Source organism: Burkholderia sp. MSMB1588, assembly GCF_001546925.1.
GTDB lineage: Bacteria > Pseudomonadota > Gammaproteobacteria > Burkholderiales > Burkholderiaceae > Burkholderia > Burkholderia humptydooensis.
The window spans coordinates 1,563,178-1,579,978 of record NZ_LNJS01000001.1; the positions used below are offsets into that span (position 1 = coordinate 1,563,178).

Below are 16,801 nucleotides of genomic sequence, written 5' to 3' on the forward strand. Positions count from 1 at the left end.
GCCGGGATCGGGTGAGCGAGCTACCGCGGCCTTGCACGTGAGGTCTCAACGGCATGACAATCCGATGGTCGTGCTTAAGAGACGGTTTCAAAAAGAGTCCAAGGGGCTGTTAACTTTTTCAGCATCCTGTTAACCTTGGCCGTCGTGACAGACGGGCCAAGGAGATGGGTAAGCCAATCATTGATGACGAACTGTGGGCACTGATCGAAGCACTGCTACCTCCGCCAAAGCCGCGCCGCTTCAAGTACCCCGGTCGCAAGCCGGTAGCGGACCGTGCGGCTTTGACGGGCATCCTTTTTGTGCTGAAGACGGGCATTCGTTGGCGCGACTTACCGTCCGAAATGGGATGCGGCTCAGGCGTAAGTTGTTGGCGCAGGCTGCGCGATTGGCAGCAAGCCGGTGTGTGGGATCGACTGCACGCGGTGCTGCTGGCGAAACTGCGAGCAGCCGAGAAGATCGACTTCTCCCGTGTGGTCGTCGACTCATCGTCGATTCGTGCGGTTGGGGCGGGCGAAAAACTGGCCCGAACCCCACCGATCGAGCTCGACCCGGGTCGAAGCACCACATCGCCACCGACGCCAACGGAACGCCGATCGCGGCAATCCTGACCGGCGCCAATCGTAACGACGTCACCCAACTGGTTCCGCTGATCGAGGCCATTGTGCCGATCGGCGGCGTGCGTGGACGGCCTCTGAGCCGTCCTGCCCGCGTCTACGCCGACCGTGGTTACGACCACGACAAATACCGACGCATCCTTCACGAGCGCAACATCCCCACCAGCATCGCGCGGCGCGGTCAGCCGCACGGTAGTGGCCTTGGAAAAGTCCGTTGGGTCGTCGAACGTACTCATGCTTGGCTGCATCATTTCCGCCGTCTACGTATTCGCTTTGAACGTCGCGCCGACATTCACGAAGCGTTCCTCAAACTCGGCTGCTGCCTGATCTGCTGGAATACCCTGCGGCGAGCCCAGCAGTCTTTATGAAACCGTCTCTTAGCGATTTCTAACCGTCGGTGGAGCCGTTGCGTTAGCTCGAAAGGGGACACCCTTCCGCTCAAGGTGCGCGCATCGATGCCTGAGATCGTCGGGGCTTGGAGCGTGATCCATGCGGGAGCGGGGTGTCGCACGAGGCCGGGGTGAGTGCTTCGCGACAGTTTTGATCGAGTCCGATTCCCCGATGAGTTGGCGTGACGACTAGAACGATATGAGTGCAGCCGGTGGGATCACAGCGGATGGAGCCACGCGAGGCCTTCCGTAAGCGCAATAGCGAGCAGCGCCATGGCTTCCGCGTGAAGCAGCCGGCGTCGTGCGTCGAGGGAAACGTCGCGCCGCCGGACTCGATTTCGCATCCACCACCAGCCCCGCGCGATCAGCGCATAAAGCGCCACTCGCCAGATCACGAAACACCATGCGTGGCGATGCAGCCACGTTTGCCAGGCGGCGATGCTACCGATCATCCGAATGCCGATGGCATGCACGAGAATGGCGACGGTCGTCATGGCGGCCAGCATGGCCAGCGCCATGATGAGCGGACGGGGAGAGCGTGGCCAACGAGGCATGATCACGGCCCCGTACCCTTTGAGCTACTGGTTGGCTTCTGCAGTCGATCAAGCCGGTTCGGCACTGTATCGCCCTGGAAAATGCCCCGCGATCCTTCGCCCCGCGTGTATTGCCGCGCCACGATCCACGCGGTGGCGTTGCCTGCGAGTTTGCGTCGCAACTCCAGTTCGGTCTTGAGGTTGGTGATCTCCCGTTCCAGCGTGTCGTTGTTCTGCGTGATCGCCTGGTCGGCCAACTGGTTCGCGGCGACGTTCGGTTCCTTGCTGCCGGTGAGCAGCGTGCGCTGGAGCAGCAGAGCTTTTTCCAGCACGCTGGAAAGCGCAGCCTCCGAAGCGAGACGTTGCGTCAGTACCGACTGATCAGGTTCATCGCGCAGCGCTTCGATCACACCACGCGTGATCGGCAACGCGTCGCTGCCGGCCGCCTGCAAGTTGTCGGGCGTCGTAGCCTTGGCGCCCGAGATCAAATCCTGCAGCGCTTTCAGCTTCGCGTCGTATTCCTCCTGGATCAGCGGTGTGAGGCCGACACCGGGCGTGGTCTGCGCGCTCGTGCAGTCGTCGCACGTGCGTTCCTCCTGCTCGCCCAGCACGCGCGTCGCCCAGGCCGCGGCGGCATCGGGCGAGCTCCAGGTGGTGCAGGTGAGCCGGTTGCCACAGGTGCTGGTATCGATGGAAGAGGTGTCGGTGATGGCGCGGCCGTTCAGCAGGTTGTAACCCGCGCGCGTCACATCGCCGACCACCTTGATCGACGATTGGCCCGCACCGCCCGCGTTGCCGCCGCCGACCCACGGGACGCCCGCATTTCCGCGTTGGCTTTCGGCCTGTTCGGTCGCGGCTACGGCATCTTGCGTGTTCGAGACGGCGGTCTTGAGTGCCTGGCCTTGTGCGAGTTGGTCCCAGCTGAGCGTGCCGCCGGCGAGATCGGCCATCTTGTTCGCCATCGCGCGACACGTGGCCTTTGAGCGATCGAAGTCGAGCCGGGCCTGCAGGATGCCGTTGGTGAGCAGGTTGTAGAGTCCCGGATCGGCGCGCTGGATGATCAGCGCCGGCAACGAGGAGACCGCGCTGGTGGCGTTCTGGATCACCTGGCTCATGATGGTCTGGAAGCCGTTGGTGATGCCGTTCAACTGGTTCTGCAGCGTGTTCGACAGGCTCAGGTTTCCGCAGATCAGGTTGTTGTTCCAGCCGAGGCCCACACCGAGACTCTGCATGTTCGCACTCGGGCTCATCGCGACCGCACTGCCGCCACCGATGGTGTACAGCACGTCATCGCCCAGCACGCTGCCGGACGTGCCGATGGACGGGTTGCTCTGGCCAACCGCATCGCTGGTGAGTGCCATGGCGAGCGCCAATGTTGCACCGAATGCAACCGTGCGAGCGGAGGAGAGGCGACGCGGGAACATCGGCGGTCGTTTCATGGGCGATCACTCCACGTCAGTGCTGCCAAGAAAGGTCTGGCCCATGCGCTTGCAGCACGCGTAGGGGCGCCACAGCGTCCAGGCGTAACCGCCGTCAGTGGCTTGCGTCGCAGGCCGTGTGTTGGGAAACACCGCGCAGGTCATCGACAGTTGCGGAACCAGGGCTTGCCATTTGCCGGTGCGGATGTCGCTTTCCACCAGCGCGCCGGCTGGCCAGTAGCCGTCGTAGGGTTGGGCGAGCAAGGACTGGTACACGTGCGGCTGGCCGGGGCGCGTGACGATATCGCCCGCGCGCTGCGCGACCACGGCGGCGCTTTTGAAATCGTCGACCTGATGCAGAAAGCCTTCGCGCGGATAGACATTGCCCCACAGATCGGCGCTCATGCGGCTCCCGATCTCACGTACGCCGGGTGACAGCGATTCGGGATAAATGCTCTCGGGGATGCCATAACGCCACGCGATCGTATCGAAGGTGCTGAGCAGATAGGGATCGAACGGCACGCCGGCGCCGGAACACGTCATGCCGAACTGGCTCGCGAAACGGCTGAAGGCCGCCATGCCCGGATGGCCGATCACGTCTGCATTCTTGAAGACAGCGAGATTGTTTTCGTGAGTCTGGTTTGTCGTGCCGTTGCCTCCGTCTTGCGCGAAGGGCAGTGGTGCGCTCATGAAGGACACTTCGGTCCACGGGTTGGCCCCAGTGTGGCTGTAGCTCGACACCACGGCATCCGGCACGTAATGGCGCACTTTCACGGAGGTCTGCACAGTACAGCCGAAGGTCGAACACGACAGCCAGTAGCAGATACCGACGACGCGCCAGGCGAGACAATCCGGTGACAGCACAGACGCGATGAACGAGGCGGTATCGATCGCGAGCGCGGAAACGGTGGTGCCGAGCAGGCCGATCGCTGCACTCCTGCGTACCCAGTGACGCAACGAATGCTTCATGGATGCACCTCGCGATACGCCTGAATGCGCGATACCGCATGGGCCACATCCGGGTCGCCGTAGACCACGTAATGCCGGTCGATGATCACCGCAGGAACCGTCACTACGCCGAGATTCCATGCGTCCACCATGCCTTGATAGGCAGTGGTGAGTTGCCGTGCGAGTTTGCCGTTGTCGTCATTGAGGCGTTGCTGGACCAGTATCTCGGCCTGGCGTGGACTGGCGGGCAGGTTGGCGGACAGCATCGCTTCCACTCGCGCCGGGGTGTCCACCTCGATCACACGTGCGCCATCGACGTTGTGCACCGGGTGCAGACGGTCCGTGACGACCCACACGGCGTTGGTTGCCGCGGCGTAGGTCATCGTGCAAAGTGGCATCGCAATCAGAAATCCGATCGCCATGCTCATGACCGATGGAGGCCGCAGGCGGAGGATGCGCATGAGGGAAGGCCGGAAGCGAAGTCGAGCCGTCAGTAAACAGGCGTATTGCTTGCTGCGAAATCAAGAATCGGAAGCACACGGTGTCCGCTTTTCCTGCGGCACACTGGCGGGCCCGTTACGTTTGAAAAGGGAAGCGAAAAGGACATCGTCATGTCATCCGCACAGCCTCCGCTGTTTTTCATGACAAGGCACGCGTGACCTGTTTCATTCGGTGTGTCCTTTGGTACCCTGGGCGACAAAAACGGGGCGAGCAATAGGGGGACGCTCATGCGCAACGATAAGAACGGAAACACCGAGATGCAGCGCACACGATGGATGCAGATACGTATGGCTTGCATAGGGTTGGCGTTGCTTGGCAGCGGCATGTCGTATGCGCAACAGAACGGAACCGTTACCTACGTCTATACCGATCCGCAAGGCACACCACTGGCCGAGGCGGACGAGCACGGAAACATCACCAAGACGTTCGATTACGCGCCGTATGGCTCGATCGCCATGGGAACGTCGCCCGATGGTCCTGGGTACACCGGACATGTCAATGATCCGGAAACCGGCCTCATCTATATGCAGGCGCGCTATTACGATCCGGTCACCGGACGGTTCCTGAGCGTCGATCCGGAGGTGCCCAAGCCGGGCGATGCCTTCACCTTCAATCGTTACGCATACGGCAGCGACAATCCCGTCCGATACATCGATCCGACAGGGCGCATCATTCAGATCGCGGGGGACGAGGCTTTCGTCAAGCGCATCAACAAGGATATCCAGCAGATCAAATCCAAACCCGGTGGTGCCGCGCTGGTTTCCAAGCTCGAGCACACGCCCAACATCATCTACGTCGTCCAGCAGGTCGCTGGCAAGGGCAATGAGACACAAGCCGATCCGTCGGGAATCTCGGCCAATCACAAGGGCACCGGTTCCGACGTCCGAATCAATCCCATGCAGACCACCGGGGGCACGGATGTCCACGGCAACACGTCGCGCCCGGAATACGTGGGCGTGGCGCACGAATTCGGGCATGCGCGCGCCATCGACCTTGGCGTGCAGAGCTACGACAAAGGCGATGGCAAACCGGGAACAACGCCACCGAGTGAGGTTCAGGCGATGGCCAATGAAAACATGGTGCGTAGCGAGCAGGGTTTGCCGCTACGCCCGGCCTATTACGATCCCGCACCGGCAAAACAGGACGGTCAGCCATGACGGGCATGCGTTTCGGAACGCGCTTGCTGCGAATCGTTGTGCTGGCAAGCCTGTCGGTCGGCATGCAGAGTCGCGCGCAACCCATCCATGAGTGGACCCCAACCGCTTCCTTGATAAGTAAAGTCGAATCGAAAATCAGCATGCCACCTGGCACGCTGTTGAGCAGCTATACGCGCTATTACTACGGCCTGCTTCAGCATCGCCATCGATTGTTGGTTGGTATTTTTGTGCGGGGTGGTGGTACGTCTACGGTACACATTACATCGCAGGAAAAGGCGCCTGCGATCTTCGAGGGCGGATGCGACGTGGTGAACCTAAAATACGATGTAGATGCCGATAAGGTGTTGGCGGTCTTCTGCAACGGTCGCGCATAACTCCTGCCGTATGACCGTTTCCGCGCAAGGCGGGTTTTTCGACGAATGCCGTCATCGCTCCCTGACATCCGTCTTGGAGGCATATCACGCGGGCTCGCCCCATTTGGCGCGCAAGTGGGGATGGCGCGCATAGACGGTTCCGGCGATGACGGGGTCTCGTGGATCGAGCAACATGTAGTCTTCGGCGACAAATCCGACGAATCGAAGGAGCCCGGGGCTTTCGGCGAGCATCATGGGGGTGTAGCAGGTGGACTTCAGAAAATTCGTTTCAAAGCCACGCACGCCGGCGGCCCGGATGGTGTCGATCACGAACTGCGAACAGAAGTAATGGCTGCGTCTATGAGGGCCTGCGCCATGTGGCCGACTCGACCACGTCGGATCATGATCCGGCCACTTCCATACGCGTCGTTGGTGGCGCCATTGTCGTAGCGGCGCGAGCAAGGCACCCAGGCGCGAGTAGGGCGTTTTGACATCGACCGCGCGGCGCGCGAAGCGACGTGCTGCCTCGATCGATCCGCTCGGCAGCAGCGCGGGTTGTTCGTAGGCCGCGATGTAGCGATAGCGGCCGCGAAACGTATCGAGAGGACAGGCTTGTACGCCGGATGCCCCAGCTTCGAACACCTTCAGGCAGTTCGTTTCGCTGTCCAACAGGATAACGCCTACATGGACATAGGGACCCGACGAGCCGTACTCAATCAGTGCGCGCATTTTTTGCGCCGTTTTCGAGCCACGCTGTTCCGAAGTGCCAACACCAAATACCAGCATGCTTTCAGTGAGGTCTTCCACTTGAAGCAGTGCCGGTGGATCTCCGATCCATAGACCGCCCGTCATACGTTGATCGGTTTCACGTAGCAGGGTGTCCATCGGTCGACGAATGTATCGAGCATAGCGGTGGAACCGTTGGCGGAGTCGTCGTTGCATAGGATGTGAAATAACCTATAGGCAAAGTTCGGGGTCGAAGTTCCGGCGCGTAAGAGGACATTGCGGCCCTATAACATCTTTGGCGGTTGAGAACCTTGATTGTTCGAGGCAGTCGACCCGTTCGGCTTTCGCGCAGAACCACTTGGACGTCAGGTTAGTCCTCGCACCCAATCAGAAGCTGTACGTTGCAAACGAACTGGAAGGCATAAATCTTCGCGAGGGACTTTGCCAACTTGCTATTTGCGTCTTGGAAGAGGGTTCCGGTCAAAGCATCATAAGTTCCGCGCAAGGTGCCAAGTTGTTCTGATGCGCTGGCTACTGCCTCGGCGGTCTCCGAGAGGAATGCCAAATTGCTCTCTTGATGATTCTGATCTTGCAGCGCATCAAGGGCCTGCTCAAAAGGCTGGCTCTCAATAAGGCGTAGGTTCTGAGTGTGCGGTTCCACTGCTTCCAGGTAATACGAAGCTGTATCTGGCGTGTCCGTTGAGCTTGGCAATCTCGCAAAAGTTGGACTGTTTTACGAGCTCGCCAGATTGGATTGCCGCCCAAAGCTCGCGAGACGTGTGAAAAGCGGGGCAGGCATAGACCACGACGGCTTTACCAGATGTCTTGTGGGCAAGCGACTCGAGAGCCTGCTGTTGACTTGAAAATGTGTCGTAGCGAAAGTACGGCTGCTTCCAGGACGAATACTCAGCGGCGTCGGAGCGGATCATTCGACTCGGTCGCTTCGCCTGTATGAAGCAGTTGAACTTGAACTTCGGGAAATGCTCAATTTCGCGTTCGAGTTCTTGCCACCAGTCGTGCCTCAACTCGACCCCAGGCGGGTACATAAAAGGCATCCTATGCCACCACCGGTACATGTGTGGAAACAGTTTCCAGAAATGATGGCTTGATGTTCGTAGTGCTACATCAAAGCCAACGATATCTTCAAGAACTTGGCCTGGAGGAAAGAAGAGTCGGCGGCTATGCACTAGCTCAGAGGTGAGGTGCTGTTCGTACGTTTTCTCTTCGAATTCTGCGCGCATAGGGTGTGATCCTGAGGCCTGGCAGTGAACGTGGCAGTCCAAAAAAGCTCAATTCAGGAGCGGCACTCATTATGTCGTATCAAGTTGGTGTTCCACCTCTTTCTATGCCGCACCGTCTCTCAGTCACTCCACGAAAAGCGATAGATGTTGCGGCGACCTGATACGTCGTGCCGCGCTAGGGCAACGCTTCGTGGTCTCGATTGCCATCGACCCATTCGAGCGAACTCTGGGTTTTCAAGTAATGAGCGCCATCGAACCTCTTGAAGATCGGTCCGGATCGTACGTTGTTCATGAGCCGCCAGAACCAGTGTTGCGCGATTTTGCTTTGAATGGCTACAGGGTACTCGTACCGATAGATACCCGGCAGTTCGGTGATCTGCTCGCGGTACGACCAACGGAACGTGGGAGCCAGGTACGTCTGAATGCCCCATCGAACATTGTTCAATAGCTCCGCCAACCATGTTCCATGGTAAACGAAGAAGTTCTCATTGAGATGTTCACGGAAGTCGTCCAGTGCAAGAGGCATCATGTCCAAGGTAACGGCATAGTCCTGATCGCCGAGTATTTGGGCGATGCGACGGCAAACACCGGTAAGGCGTGACAGATTGTGCTTGGACTGATTGCCGGCAATAGTGAGCAGGTCCATGCACGAGACTGTGACGCGTGCTTCGATATTCAGCGTGGGCAGCCACAGCTTTACTTCCCGATCTTTGCTCAGCCAGTCCCTGAGGTTCGAGACTGCCAAACCGAGTGACCGAGTGTCGCCATTCGGACAAAGTGCAGGACTGTTGCACGCCGCTTCAAGCATGTCGAGGCATGATCCTTTGATGCCGGTCAGAGCCTTGTCACCGGGCTCCTTTACGAAGTCGAGGAGGCGTATGAGAAACAACTGTTGGTGGATGCGGCTGTGAAAGCGGGTCTCGCATTCGCCAGGGAATTGCGAGACATCAATCAACAGCAATAGTGCGTGGTTGACCATGTCGTCGATGGCTTCGACGCTGACGCAGAGTCCGATGGCTTCTTGTTCGGCAGCGTTGTGTCGGCTTTCTTCCATGGTTATTGCCCCGTCTTGTCGTTACGACGAAACCGCCTTCCCGCTTCGAGCGTCGCATGCGTTCGCAACATCCTTGCTTAGCTGCTGCAGCGTGCCTTTTACTGTATCCAAGAATTGCTCCGCCAGTACCGAAGACGCAACCCCGGACGGAGACACCGTATCCACTACGAAAGGCACATCGGCGTCGAACGGTGCGAGCACGATGCCACCGGTACGCCACGCATCAAGCGCGGAGAGTGGATCGACGATCGCGACGCTCGCGCCGTTGGCCACGAGTGCGCATGCCGCTGCGGCGTAACCCACCTCGATCACGATCCGACGTGCGACGCCTTCCACGCGAAACACCTCATCGATCAGATGCCGAAACGCCGACTCGCGCCCGAACGACACGAACCGCTCGCCCTCCAGGTCCTTCGGCTTGATCATGGCTTGCCCGGCCAGCCGATGATCGGCCGGCAGCACGCATACACCCTGTAAGCGTTCGAACGGTTGCAACGTCACGCCGGAACTGACCGGCGTCGCCGTCGCAAATCCCACATCCGCCTGGCGATTGGCCACCCATTCGGTGACGTAGGTCGACGCGCGGATGTTGAAGTCCACCGTGACGTCGGGTCGCTCACGCAGAAATGCACCCACGGCGCGCGGCAGTACGCTGAGTCCAAACGCCGGCATCGCGACAATGCGCAAGTGACCGCTTTGCCCGTGTGCCAATCGCCGCGCATCGCGCGTCACTTCTTCCAGCGCCGCAAAGGTCTTGTCGACCCGCTGAAACAGACTGTGCGCCTCCGGTCGCGGCACGAGTCGTTGCCGCACGCGATCAAACAGTGCGAGGCCCGTGCGGTACTCCAGCTCCGCGAGCAGCTTGCTGACGGTGGGTTGCGTCAGATGCAGCAGTTCCGCCGCGCCCGTGACCGAGCCGGTGAGGATGACCGCGCGAAAGGCTTCCAGTTGCCGAACACTGACGGAGGACATGGTAGTTCATAGATTTTTTGCATGAATTGTCGCATTTTTCGACTTTGACGCGATCGTTTTTGGCTTCTTATGCTCTGATTTCCATAGCTTTTTCTGTCAGAGAAGATCATGCGCAAGGAGGCAAGGAAGCCGCGTCGCGCGTACTGTCGCCGGTGGTTCGTGGCGATCGGTGCGCTCGCGGTCACCGGATGGCAAGGCGTCGTCGCGGCAGCGCCGACGTTGGTCGTCGCCGGTTACGGCGGTTCGTCCGAAACGATGTTTCGCACGCAGGTGTTTGCGCCGTTCACGCAGGCACACGGTGTGTCGATCACCTATGTGGCCGGTACGTCGGCCACCAACCTGGCGCGCCTGCAGGCGCAGCGCGCGCATCCGCAGATCGACGTCGCGGTGCTCGACGATGGTCCGATGCAGCAGGCCGTCACGATGGGCCTGTGCCAACCGCTCACGCCGTCCCCTGTGTATGCGGACCTCTACGGCATTGCCAAGGTCAACGGCGACGGGAAGTCCGTGGGCATCGGCATCGTCGCCACGGGCTTGGCGTACAACACTCAGGTGTTCGCCGAGCATGGCTGGTCGCCACCCACGTTGTGGGCGGCGCTTGGCGATCCGCGCTTTCATCGGCGCGTGCTGGTGCCCTCGATCAGCAACACCTACGGCCTGCAGACGCTGCTGGCGTTGGCACGGGTCGAAGGTGGTGACGCGCAGCACATCGATCCGGGTTTCGCATACATGGCCCGGTATGTCGCGCCGTCGGTGCTGAGTTTCGAGACGGCCTCCGGCACGATCTCCGAACTCTTCCAGACCGGCGCGGTGGTGCTGGGCGTGTGGGGCAGTGGCCGCACGCTGGCGCTGGCGCGCACGGGTTTCCCGGTCGCGTTCGTCGCGCCGAAGGAGGGCGCGCAGGCGCTGCTCACGACCGCGTGTGTGGTCAACGGCAGCGCGCACGGAGCACTTGCGCAGGCGCTGGTGCAGGACCTGGTCTCGCCCCGTGTGCAGCGCATCCTGGCCGCGCAAGCCGGTTGGGGACCCACCAACACAACCGTGACGCTCGATCCCGCCGTGGCGAAAACCGTCGTGTACGGCGCCGACGCCGTGGCGCATCTCGTCCCCGTCGACTGGAAAACCGTCAACGCGCAGCGTGCGGTCTGGACCGCGCGCTGGATGCGCGAGATCGAACGCTGATTGCCCACGCGCGGGCCAACCGGCCGACGACGTTCGCGGACGCGGGCGGTGTCGGCATGCTTTGCGATAACCATCATGGCTTTTCTTGAACTTCAGGCGCTGTCCAAGCGCTACCCGCACGCGACCGCGGTGCACGAGGTGTCGCTTGCGGTGGAACGTGGCGAGTTCCTCTCGCTGCTCGGGCCTTCCGGCTGCGGCAAGACCACGACGCTGCAAATGATCGCCGGTTTCATCGCACCCACGTCGGGCGCGATCCAGCTCGATGGGCGCAACCTCGCCGGCACGAAGCCGAGTACACGCGGTCTTGGCGTGGTGTTCCAGTCCTATGCGCTCTTTCCGCACATGACCGTGGGCGAGAACATCGCTTTCGGCCTGGAAACCCGGCGTGTTCCGGCGTCCGAGCGCACCCGTCGCGTTACGCACGCCCTCGAGTTGGTGCGCCTGGGCAGCCTGCGTGATCGCTATCCCGCGCAGTTGTCCGGTGGCCAGCGACAGCGCGTGGCGCTCGCGCGTGCCTTGGTGATCGAGCCGCCCGTGCTGCTGCTCGATGAGCCCTTGTCCAACCTCGACGCGAAACTGCGCGAAGACATGCAGGTGGAATTGCGCCGCATCCAGCGCACGGTCGGCACGACGACGATCATGGTCACGCACGATCAGGCCGAGGCGATGGCGATGAGCGATCGCATTGCCGTGATGAACGCGGGACGCCTCGAACAGGTGGGCCCGCCACGGCAGGTCTACGATCGTCCGGACACCGCATTCGTCGCGACGTTCCTCGGCAAAACCAATCTCTTCGATGCGCAGCTCGAACAGGACGCCAACGGTGCGGCCATCGTCGCCACACGCGGGCATCGGTTTGCGATGGCGTCGATGGCCTCTGCCGCGGGGCCGATTCGCGTCAGCCTGCGTCCGGAGAAGATCGCGCTGATTCCCGGTCCCATCGCCACGGCGGCCAGCGACCTGACCGGCACCGTGCGCATGCGCCTGTTCGGCGGGGATCACTGGCTCTACGAGGTCGAGAGTCCGTTGGGGACGTTGCTCGCCCGCTGCCAGAACGGCGCGGCGCCGATCGACGAAGGGCAGTGCGTCGGTTTGCATTGGAAGCCAGAGGATCTGCGCATCGTCGAAGGAGGTTCCCATGCATGACGCGTCTCGTCGTTGGCCGGCGTATGCGCTGAGCGCGCCGGCACTGGTGTTCTACGGAGGTCTGCTCGCCGTGCCGCTCGCGGCCACGCTACTGCTGAGTCTGCGGGTGGCCGATACCGCGCATGCAACGTGGGTGAGGCTCGGCGGCATGAACTACGTCGCCGTCCTCGGCGACCCGTACTTCCACGTCATCTTCGCGCGTACATTCGCGCTCGCCGCGACCGTGACGTTGGTGTGCGTGCTGCTTGGCACGTGGGAGGCAATCATCCTCTCGCGCATGCGCGCGCCGTGGCGAAGCCTCTGTCTCGTGGCGATCCTCGCGCCGTTCCTCATTTCGGTCGTGGTGCGCACGTTGGGCTGGGCCGTGTTGCTGGGCGGCGATGGGTTCGTCAGCCGCGTGTTGCAGGCACTGCGGCTCGCGGATGGCCCCGTCGTGCTGATGTATTCGATGACCGGCATGGTGATCGCCCTCGTGCACGTGCTGGTGCCGTTCGTGGTGATCGCGGTGTGGGTGGCCTTGCAGCGTTGCGATCCGGATGTCGAACGGGCCGGCGCTTCGCTGGGCGCGAGCGAGTGGTGGATCTTCCAGCGCCTGATATTGCCGCAGATCGTGCCGGGCATCGCCTCGGGCGCGGTCGTCGTGTTCTCGCTCGCCGCCACCTCGTTCGCCACGCCCGCGATCATCGGCGGGCGTCGTCTCAAGGTCGTCGCCACCGCAATATACGACGCGTTCCTCGGCACGATGGATTGGCCGCAAGGCGCGGCGCTCGCGCTCGCGCTCGCGTTGTTGATCGCGAACCTCGCGATCCTTGCCGCATGGCAACGCCTCGGCGAGCGACGCGGCACGCGATCGCATCGACCTCTGCCGGTGACGATGGAGGAGGTGACGCCATGAGAAAGAACGGACTCTTGGCGCTTGGTTTCCACGCGCTCTTCCTCCTGTTTCTCGCCGCACCGCTGATCGTCATCGTGCTGGTGTCTTTCACCGCGAAGGGGTATCTGGCGATGCCGTTCGATGGCGCCTCGCTGCGTTGGTATCGCGCGCTGGCGCACGTGCCGGAATTCGTCACGGCCTTGCGCACCAGTCTCGGTTTGGGCGTCACCTCGGCCAGCCTTGCCCTGCTGCTCGCCGTACCGGCCGCGTTGGCGTTGACGCGCGGGTCGTTTCCCGGACGCACCGCCATCCACGGCGTGCTGATGTCGCCGTTGTTGATCCCGCACATCGTGCTGGGCGTAGCGTTCCTGCGCTTCTTCACCGATCTGGGCCTCAACGGCCGCTTCGCGAGCCTGGTCGTCGCGCACACGCTGATCGTGCTGCCGTATGCGTTGCGGTTGTGCCTCACCTCGGCGGGCGATCTCGACCACTCGCTCGAACAGGCGGCGATGTCGTTGGGCGCTTCCACCTGGATCGTGTTCCGGCGCATCACGCTGCGGCTGCTGGTGCCGGGGCTGGCGAGCGGATGGCTGCTCGCCTTCATCCACAGCTTCGACGAGTTGACGATGAGCGTGTTCATCGCTTCGCCCACGATGACGCCGCTGCCGGTGCGCCTGTACCTGCGCATCGAGGATTCCATCGATCCCACCGTGGCGGCCATCTCGACATTGCTGATCGTCGGGGCGCTGGGGCTGATCCTCGTGATCGATCGCCTGATCGGGCTGGAACGTCTCTTTGCGGGGTCACGATGAGCGCGCCGCTGTTTTCGACACCGACTGCGGCGATGCGGACGGTCACGATCTTCGTGGACGACGTACCGGTCGCGGTTCCCGATGGCTCCACGGTTGCCGCCGCCCTGCTCACCGTGCAACTGCCATATCCGTGGCGACGCTCGGCCGTGTCGCACACGCCGCGCGCGCCGTATTGCCTGATGGGTGTGTGCTTCGAGTGCGTCGCGGAGATCGACGGTCAATCGGGGTGCCGCACGTGCCTGACGCCGGTGCGCGCGGGCATGCGCATCACGTTGGGAGGCTCGCATGACCGCGTATGACCTGGTGATCGTTGGCGCGGGGCCAGCCGGCATGGGTGCGGCGGTGGCAGCGCGCGAGTGGCATCTCTCGGTGCTCGTGCTCGACGAGCAACCCGCGCCGGGTGGGCAAATCTATCGCGGCATCGAGCAGCACGCCGAGCGCCATGCGCGGCTTGATCCCGGTTCCGTGACAGGACGCGAACTCGTGACGCGGTTTCGTGCGTGCGGCGTCGAGTATCGGCCCGGTGCGTCGGTGTGGTGGGTGGCGGCGGACGGCGAGGTGGCGTTTTCGGTGGAGGGACATGCGCATCGCGTGCGCGCCCGTCGTCTCCTGCTCGCCACCGGAGCGATGGAACGCCCGTGGCCGTTGCCCGGTTGGACCTTGCCCGGCGTGATGACGGCCGGTGCCGCGCAGATTCTGATGAAGACGGCAGGCCTCGTGCATCGCGAGCCGGTGTTCGCCGGCTCCGGTCCCTTGCTGTACCTCGTCGCCCTGCAGTATCGGCGTGCGGGGGTACCGGTGCGTGCGGTGCTGGACACCACACCGTTCATGCACTACGTGCAGGCCGTGCCCCATCTCCCGGCAGCGATGCGTACACCCGCGTACCTGCGTCGCGGCCTCGGCTTGCTATGGCAGGTGCGTCGCGCCGGGACCCCGGTGTTCACCGGCGTGCGCGATCTGCGCGCGCTCGGTCGCGACACGGTGGAGGCGGTTGAATTCCAGCATCGGGGACGGCGTCGGCGGTTGGAGGGCGTGACAGGATTGTTCCTGCATCAAGGCGTGGTGCCGCATATCCATGCCGCGCTCGCCGCGGGCTGTGAACGCCGCTGGGATGCTCGCACGGCCTGCTGGCATCTTGTGGCCGATGCGTATGGGCGAACCTCGCAGCCGCACGTATTCGTCGCCGGTGATGCGGCGGCGATCACCGGCGCGGCCTCGGCGCCGGCACGCGGTCGCTTGGCGGCGCTCGCGATCGCGCATGACCTGGGCAAGGTGGGCGAAGACGCCTTCGCCGCAACGAGCCGGCGTTTGCAGCGTGATCTCGCGCGCGACGCGGCGGTGCGGCCGTTCCTCGACACGCTGTATCGCCCCGCCGACGAATGCCTCGTGCCGACGGACGACGACACGCTGATCTGCCGCTGCGAGGAGGTGCGGGTGCGCGACGTGCAGCACGTCCTCGACGGCGGAAGCCGCGATCCCAATCAGGTGAAAAGCGCCCTACGTTGCGGGATGGGACCGTGCCAGGGGCGACTCTGTGCGCCGACGCTGGCGAATCTTATGGCGGATGCGGCGTGCGGCGAAGCGATACCGTTGCCGCTGCGCCCGCGTCCTCCCCTCGTGCCGGTGCCGCTGGGCGAGCTCGCGGGACTGCTCGATGTGCCGGAGGCAACGCGATGACCCGAACGACGGATGTGGTGGTGATCGGCGGCGGCCTGATCGGTTGTTCGACCGCCTTGCACCTGGCGCGGCGCGGCATCACCGTGCGTGTGATCGAGAAGGATTACGTGGCACGGCATGCGTCGGGCGTGAATGCTGGCGGCGTACGCACGCTCGGCCGTGCGTTGCCCGAATTGCCGCTGTCGATCGCGGCGAAACGACTGTGGCGCACGTTGCCCGACCTCGTCGGGAGTGACGGCGGCTTCAAGGCGGTGGGGCAGATCCGCGTTGCCGAAAACGCGGAACAACTCGAACGTTTGCGCACGCGTAGCCGCACCGTCGCGGCCTTGGGACTCGACTACCGCGAACACGTGATCGATGTCGATGAACTCTACGACCGCTTGCCGGCGCTGGCCCCGCACTGTGTGGGCGGCTTGCTGGTGGAGGACGATGGCTATGCGTCGCCGTATCCGACCACGCTGGCGTTCCAGCGTCAGGCCGAGCGCTGCGGTGCGCTGATCCATCAAGGCGTGACCGCGGCGAACCCGACATACGCGCAGGGACAGTGGACGGTACGCACCTCGGACGGGATGTGCTATCGCGCGCCCACGCTGGTCAATACGGCCGGTGCCTGGGGCGGTCGGTTGGCCGCGGCGCTCGGGGATGCCGTGCCGCTGCAGCCCAACGGCTCGATGCTGATGGTGACGGCGCGCATGGCGCCGTTCGTGGGACCGGTGGTGGGCGCGGCCGGCCGGTCACTGTCGTTCAAGCAATTTCCCAACGGCACCGTGCTGATCGGCGGCGGTCATCGCGCGGCGGTCGATCTCGAGTCGAACGGCACGTCGCTCGCGCTCGACGGTTTGGCGCAGGCCGCCTGCACGGCGATCGATCTCTTTCCCGTGATGCGCACCGCACGCGCCGTGCGTTTTTGGTCGGGCATCGAAGGGTTTTTGCCCGATGGGTTGCCGGTGATCGGGCCGAGCCGCGGATCACCTGCGGCCTTCCATGCGTTCGGGTTTTCGGCGCACGGTTTTCAGCTCGGACCGATCGTCGGGCAGCTCCTGGCGGAGCTCATCAGCGAGGGACGTGCGTCGTTGCCTATCGAGGCGTTTCGCATTGATCGCTTCGACGAAGCGAGCACCTATGAAGAGGGACACGCCACGGCGCCACTAGGCATGACCGGCGCTGCCGCGTAACGCCGCAGCGTCCGCACGGATGGACGCCA

General features: G+C 62.8%; 18 protein-coding genes. 10 read left to right on the forward strand and 8 right to left on the reverse strand.

The window, feature by feature from the left end; genetic code table 11:
* Window positions 1-164: 164 nt before the first annotated feature.
* Window positions 165-982 (forward strand): IS5 family transposase gene (locus tag WS92_RS32675; RefSeq protein WP_085954781.1). Its coding sequence is split into 2 segments (ribosomal slippage): window positions 165-513 and window positions 513-982, totalling 819 coding nucleotides; the frame shifts between segments, so codons are not numbered across the junction.
* A gap of 239 nt (window positions 983-1,221) precedes the next feature.
* Here the strand turns inward: WS92_RS32675 and WS92_RS18910 are convergent.
* The 4 genes from WS92_RS18910 to WS92_RS18925 form a co-directional block, all read right to left on the reverse strand.
* Window positions 1,222-1,521: a hypothetical protein gene (locus WS92_RS18910; RefSeq protein WP_231755984.1), complete on the reverse strand. Its 300-nt coding sequence runs from the start codon at window positions 1,519-1,521 to the stop codon at window positions 1,222-1,224.
* Between the two features lie 38 nt (window positions 1,522-1,559).
* A complete protein-coding gene (locus WS92_RS18915) occupies window positions 1,560-2,897 on the reverse strand; it encodes an integrating conjugative element protein (RefSeq protein WP_059934137.1) in 1,338 nt (445 codons plus the stop codon).
* Window positions 2,898-2,981: 84 nt separating this feature from the next.
* Window positions 2,982-3,923 (reverse strand): TIGR03756 family integrating conjugative element protein, encoded by a 942-nt coding sequence (locus WS92_RS18920; RefSeq protein ID WP_059934138.1) that lies wholly within the window; start codon window positions 3,921-3,923, stop codon window positions 2,982-2,984.
* Complete coding sequence (locus WS92_RS18925) at window positions 3,920-4,330, reverse strand: TIGR03757 family integrating conjugative element protein (RefSeq protein ID WP_082743956.1); 411 nt, start codon at window positions 4,328-4,330, stop codon at window positions 3,920-3,922. The genes WS92_RS18920 and WS92_RS18925 overlap by 4 nt, the downstream gene beginning before the upstream one ends.
* Before the next feature lie 300 nt (window positions 4,331-4,630).
* Between WS92_RS18925 and WS92_RS18930 the strand changes: the two genes are divergently transcribed.
* Both WS92_RS18930 and WS92_RS18935 read left to right on the forward strand, forming a co-directional pair.
* Window positions 4,631-5,560, forward strand: a complete 930-nt coding sequence (locus WS92_RS18930; protein ID WP_141668062.1) for an RHS repeat-associated core domain-containing protein — start codon at window positions 4,631-4,633, stop codon at window positions 5,558-5,560.
* Window positions 5,557-5,934, forward strand: coding sequence for a hypothetical protein (locus WS92_RS18935; RefSeq protein ID WP_059934141.1), 378 nt, complete (start codon window positions 5,557-5,559; stop codon window positions 5,932-5,934). The genes WS92_RS18930 and WS92_RS18935 overlap by 4 nt, the downstream gene beginning before the upstream one ends.
* Before the next feature lie 84 nt (window positions 5,935-6,018).
* Here WS92_RS18935 and WS92_RS34965 read toward each other — a convergent pair whose 3' ends face one another.
* The 4 genes from WS92_RS34965 to WS92_RS18955 form a co-directional block, all read right to left on the reverse strand.
* Complete coding sequence (locus WS92_RS34965) at window positions 6,019-6,798, reverse strand: hypothetical protein (protein ID WP_141668063.1); 780 nt, start codon at window positions 6,796-6,798, stop codon at window positions 6,019-6,021.
* A gap of 467 nt (window positions 6,799-7,265) precedes the next feature.
* The gene (locus tag WS92_RS34970) at window positions 7,266-7,880 is read right to left on the reverse strand and encodes a hypothetical protein (RefSeq protein WP_141668064.1); all 615 of its coding nucleotides are present in this window, start codon (window positions 7,878-7,880) and stop codon (window positions 7,266-7,268) included.
* A 175-nt stretch (window positions 7,881-8,055) separates the two neighbouring features.
* Window positions 8,056-8,934: a hypothetical protein gene (locus WS92_RS18950; RefSeq protein WP_059934144.1), complete on the reverse strand. Its 879-nt coding sequence runs from the start codon at window positions 8,932-8,934 to the stop codon at window positions 8,056-8,058.
* 21 nt (window positions 8,935-8,955) lie between these two features.
* Entirely contained in the window at window positions 8,956-9,906 is a 951-nt protein-coding gene (locus WS92_RS18955; RefSeq protein WP_059934145.1) for a LysR substrate-binding domain-containing protein, read from the reverse strand.
* Window positions 9,907-10,014: 108 nt separating this feature from the next.
* On the opposite strand from WS92_RS18955, the gene WS92_RS18960 reads away from it, so the two are divergent.
* From WS92_RS18960 to WS92_RS18990, 7 genes are all read left to right on the forward strand, one after another.
* Window positions 10,015-11,088, forward strand: a complete 1,074-nt coding sequence (locus tag WS92_RS18960) for an ABC transporter substrate-binding protein (protein ID WP_059934146.1) — start codon at window positions 10,015-10,017, stop codon at window positions 11,086-11,088.
* A 75-nt stretch (window positions 11,089-11,163) separates the two neighbouring features.
* Window positions 11,164-12,234 (forward strand): ABC transporter ATP-binding protein, encoded by a 1,071-nt coding sequence (locus tag WS92_RS18965; RefSeq protein WP_059934147.1) that lies wholly within the window; start codon window positions 11,164-11,166, stop codon window positions 12,232-12,234.
* The gene (locus WS92_RS18970; RefSeq protein ID WP_059934148.1) at window positions 12,227-13,129 is read left to right on the forward strand and encodes an ABC transporter permease; all 903 of its coding nucleotides are present in this window, start codon (window positions 12,227-12,229) and stop codon (window positions 13,127-13,129) included. Before WS92_RS18965 ends, WS92_RS18970 begins: the two co-directional genes overlap by 8 nt.
* Complete coding sequence (locus WS92_RS18975; RefSeq protein ID WP_059934149.1) at window positions 13,126-13,920, forward strand: ABC transporter permease; 795 nt, start codon at window positions 13,126-13,128, stop codon at window positions 13,918-13,920. Before WS92_RS18970 ends, WS92_RS18975 begins: the two co-directional genes overlap by 4 nt.
* Window positions 13,917-14,219 (forward strand): (2Fe-2S)-binding protein, encoded by a 303-nt coding sequence (locus WS92_RS18980; RefSeq protein WP_059934151.1) that lies wholly within the window; start codon window positions 13,917-13,919, stop codon window positions 14,217-14,219. The genes WS92_RS18975 and WS92_RS18980 overlap by 4 nt, the downstream gene beginning before the upstream one ends.
* A complete protein-coding gene (locus tag WS92_RS18985; RefSeq protein ID WP_059934153.1) occupies window positions 14,206-15,597 on the forward strand; it encodes an FAD/NAD(P)-dependent oxidoreductase in 1,392 nt (463 codons plus the stop codon). The genes WS92_RS18980 and WS92_RS18985 overlap by 14 nt, the downstream gene beginning before the upstream one ends.
* Window positions 15,594-16,772, forward strand: a complete 1,179-nt coding sequence (locus WS92_RS18990) for an NAD(P)/FAD-dependent oxidoreductase (protein ID WP_059934154.1) — start codon at window positions 15,594-15,596, stop codon at window positions 16,770-16,772. The genes WS92_RS18985 and WS92_RS18990 overlap by 4 nt, the downstream gene beginning before the upstream one ends.
* Window positions 16,773-16,801: the final 29 nt, after the last annotated feature.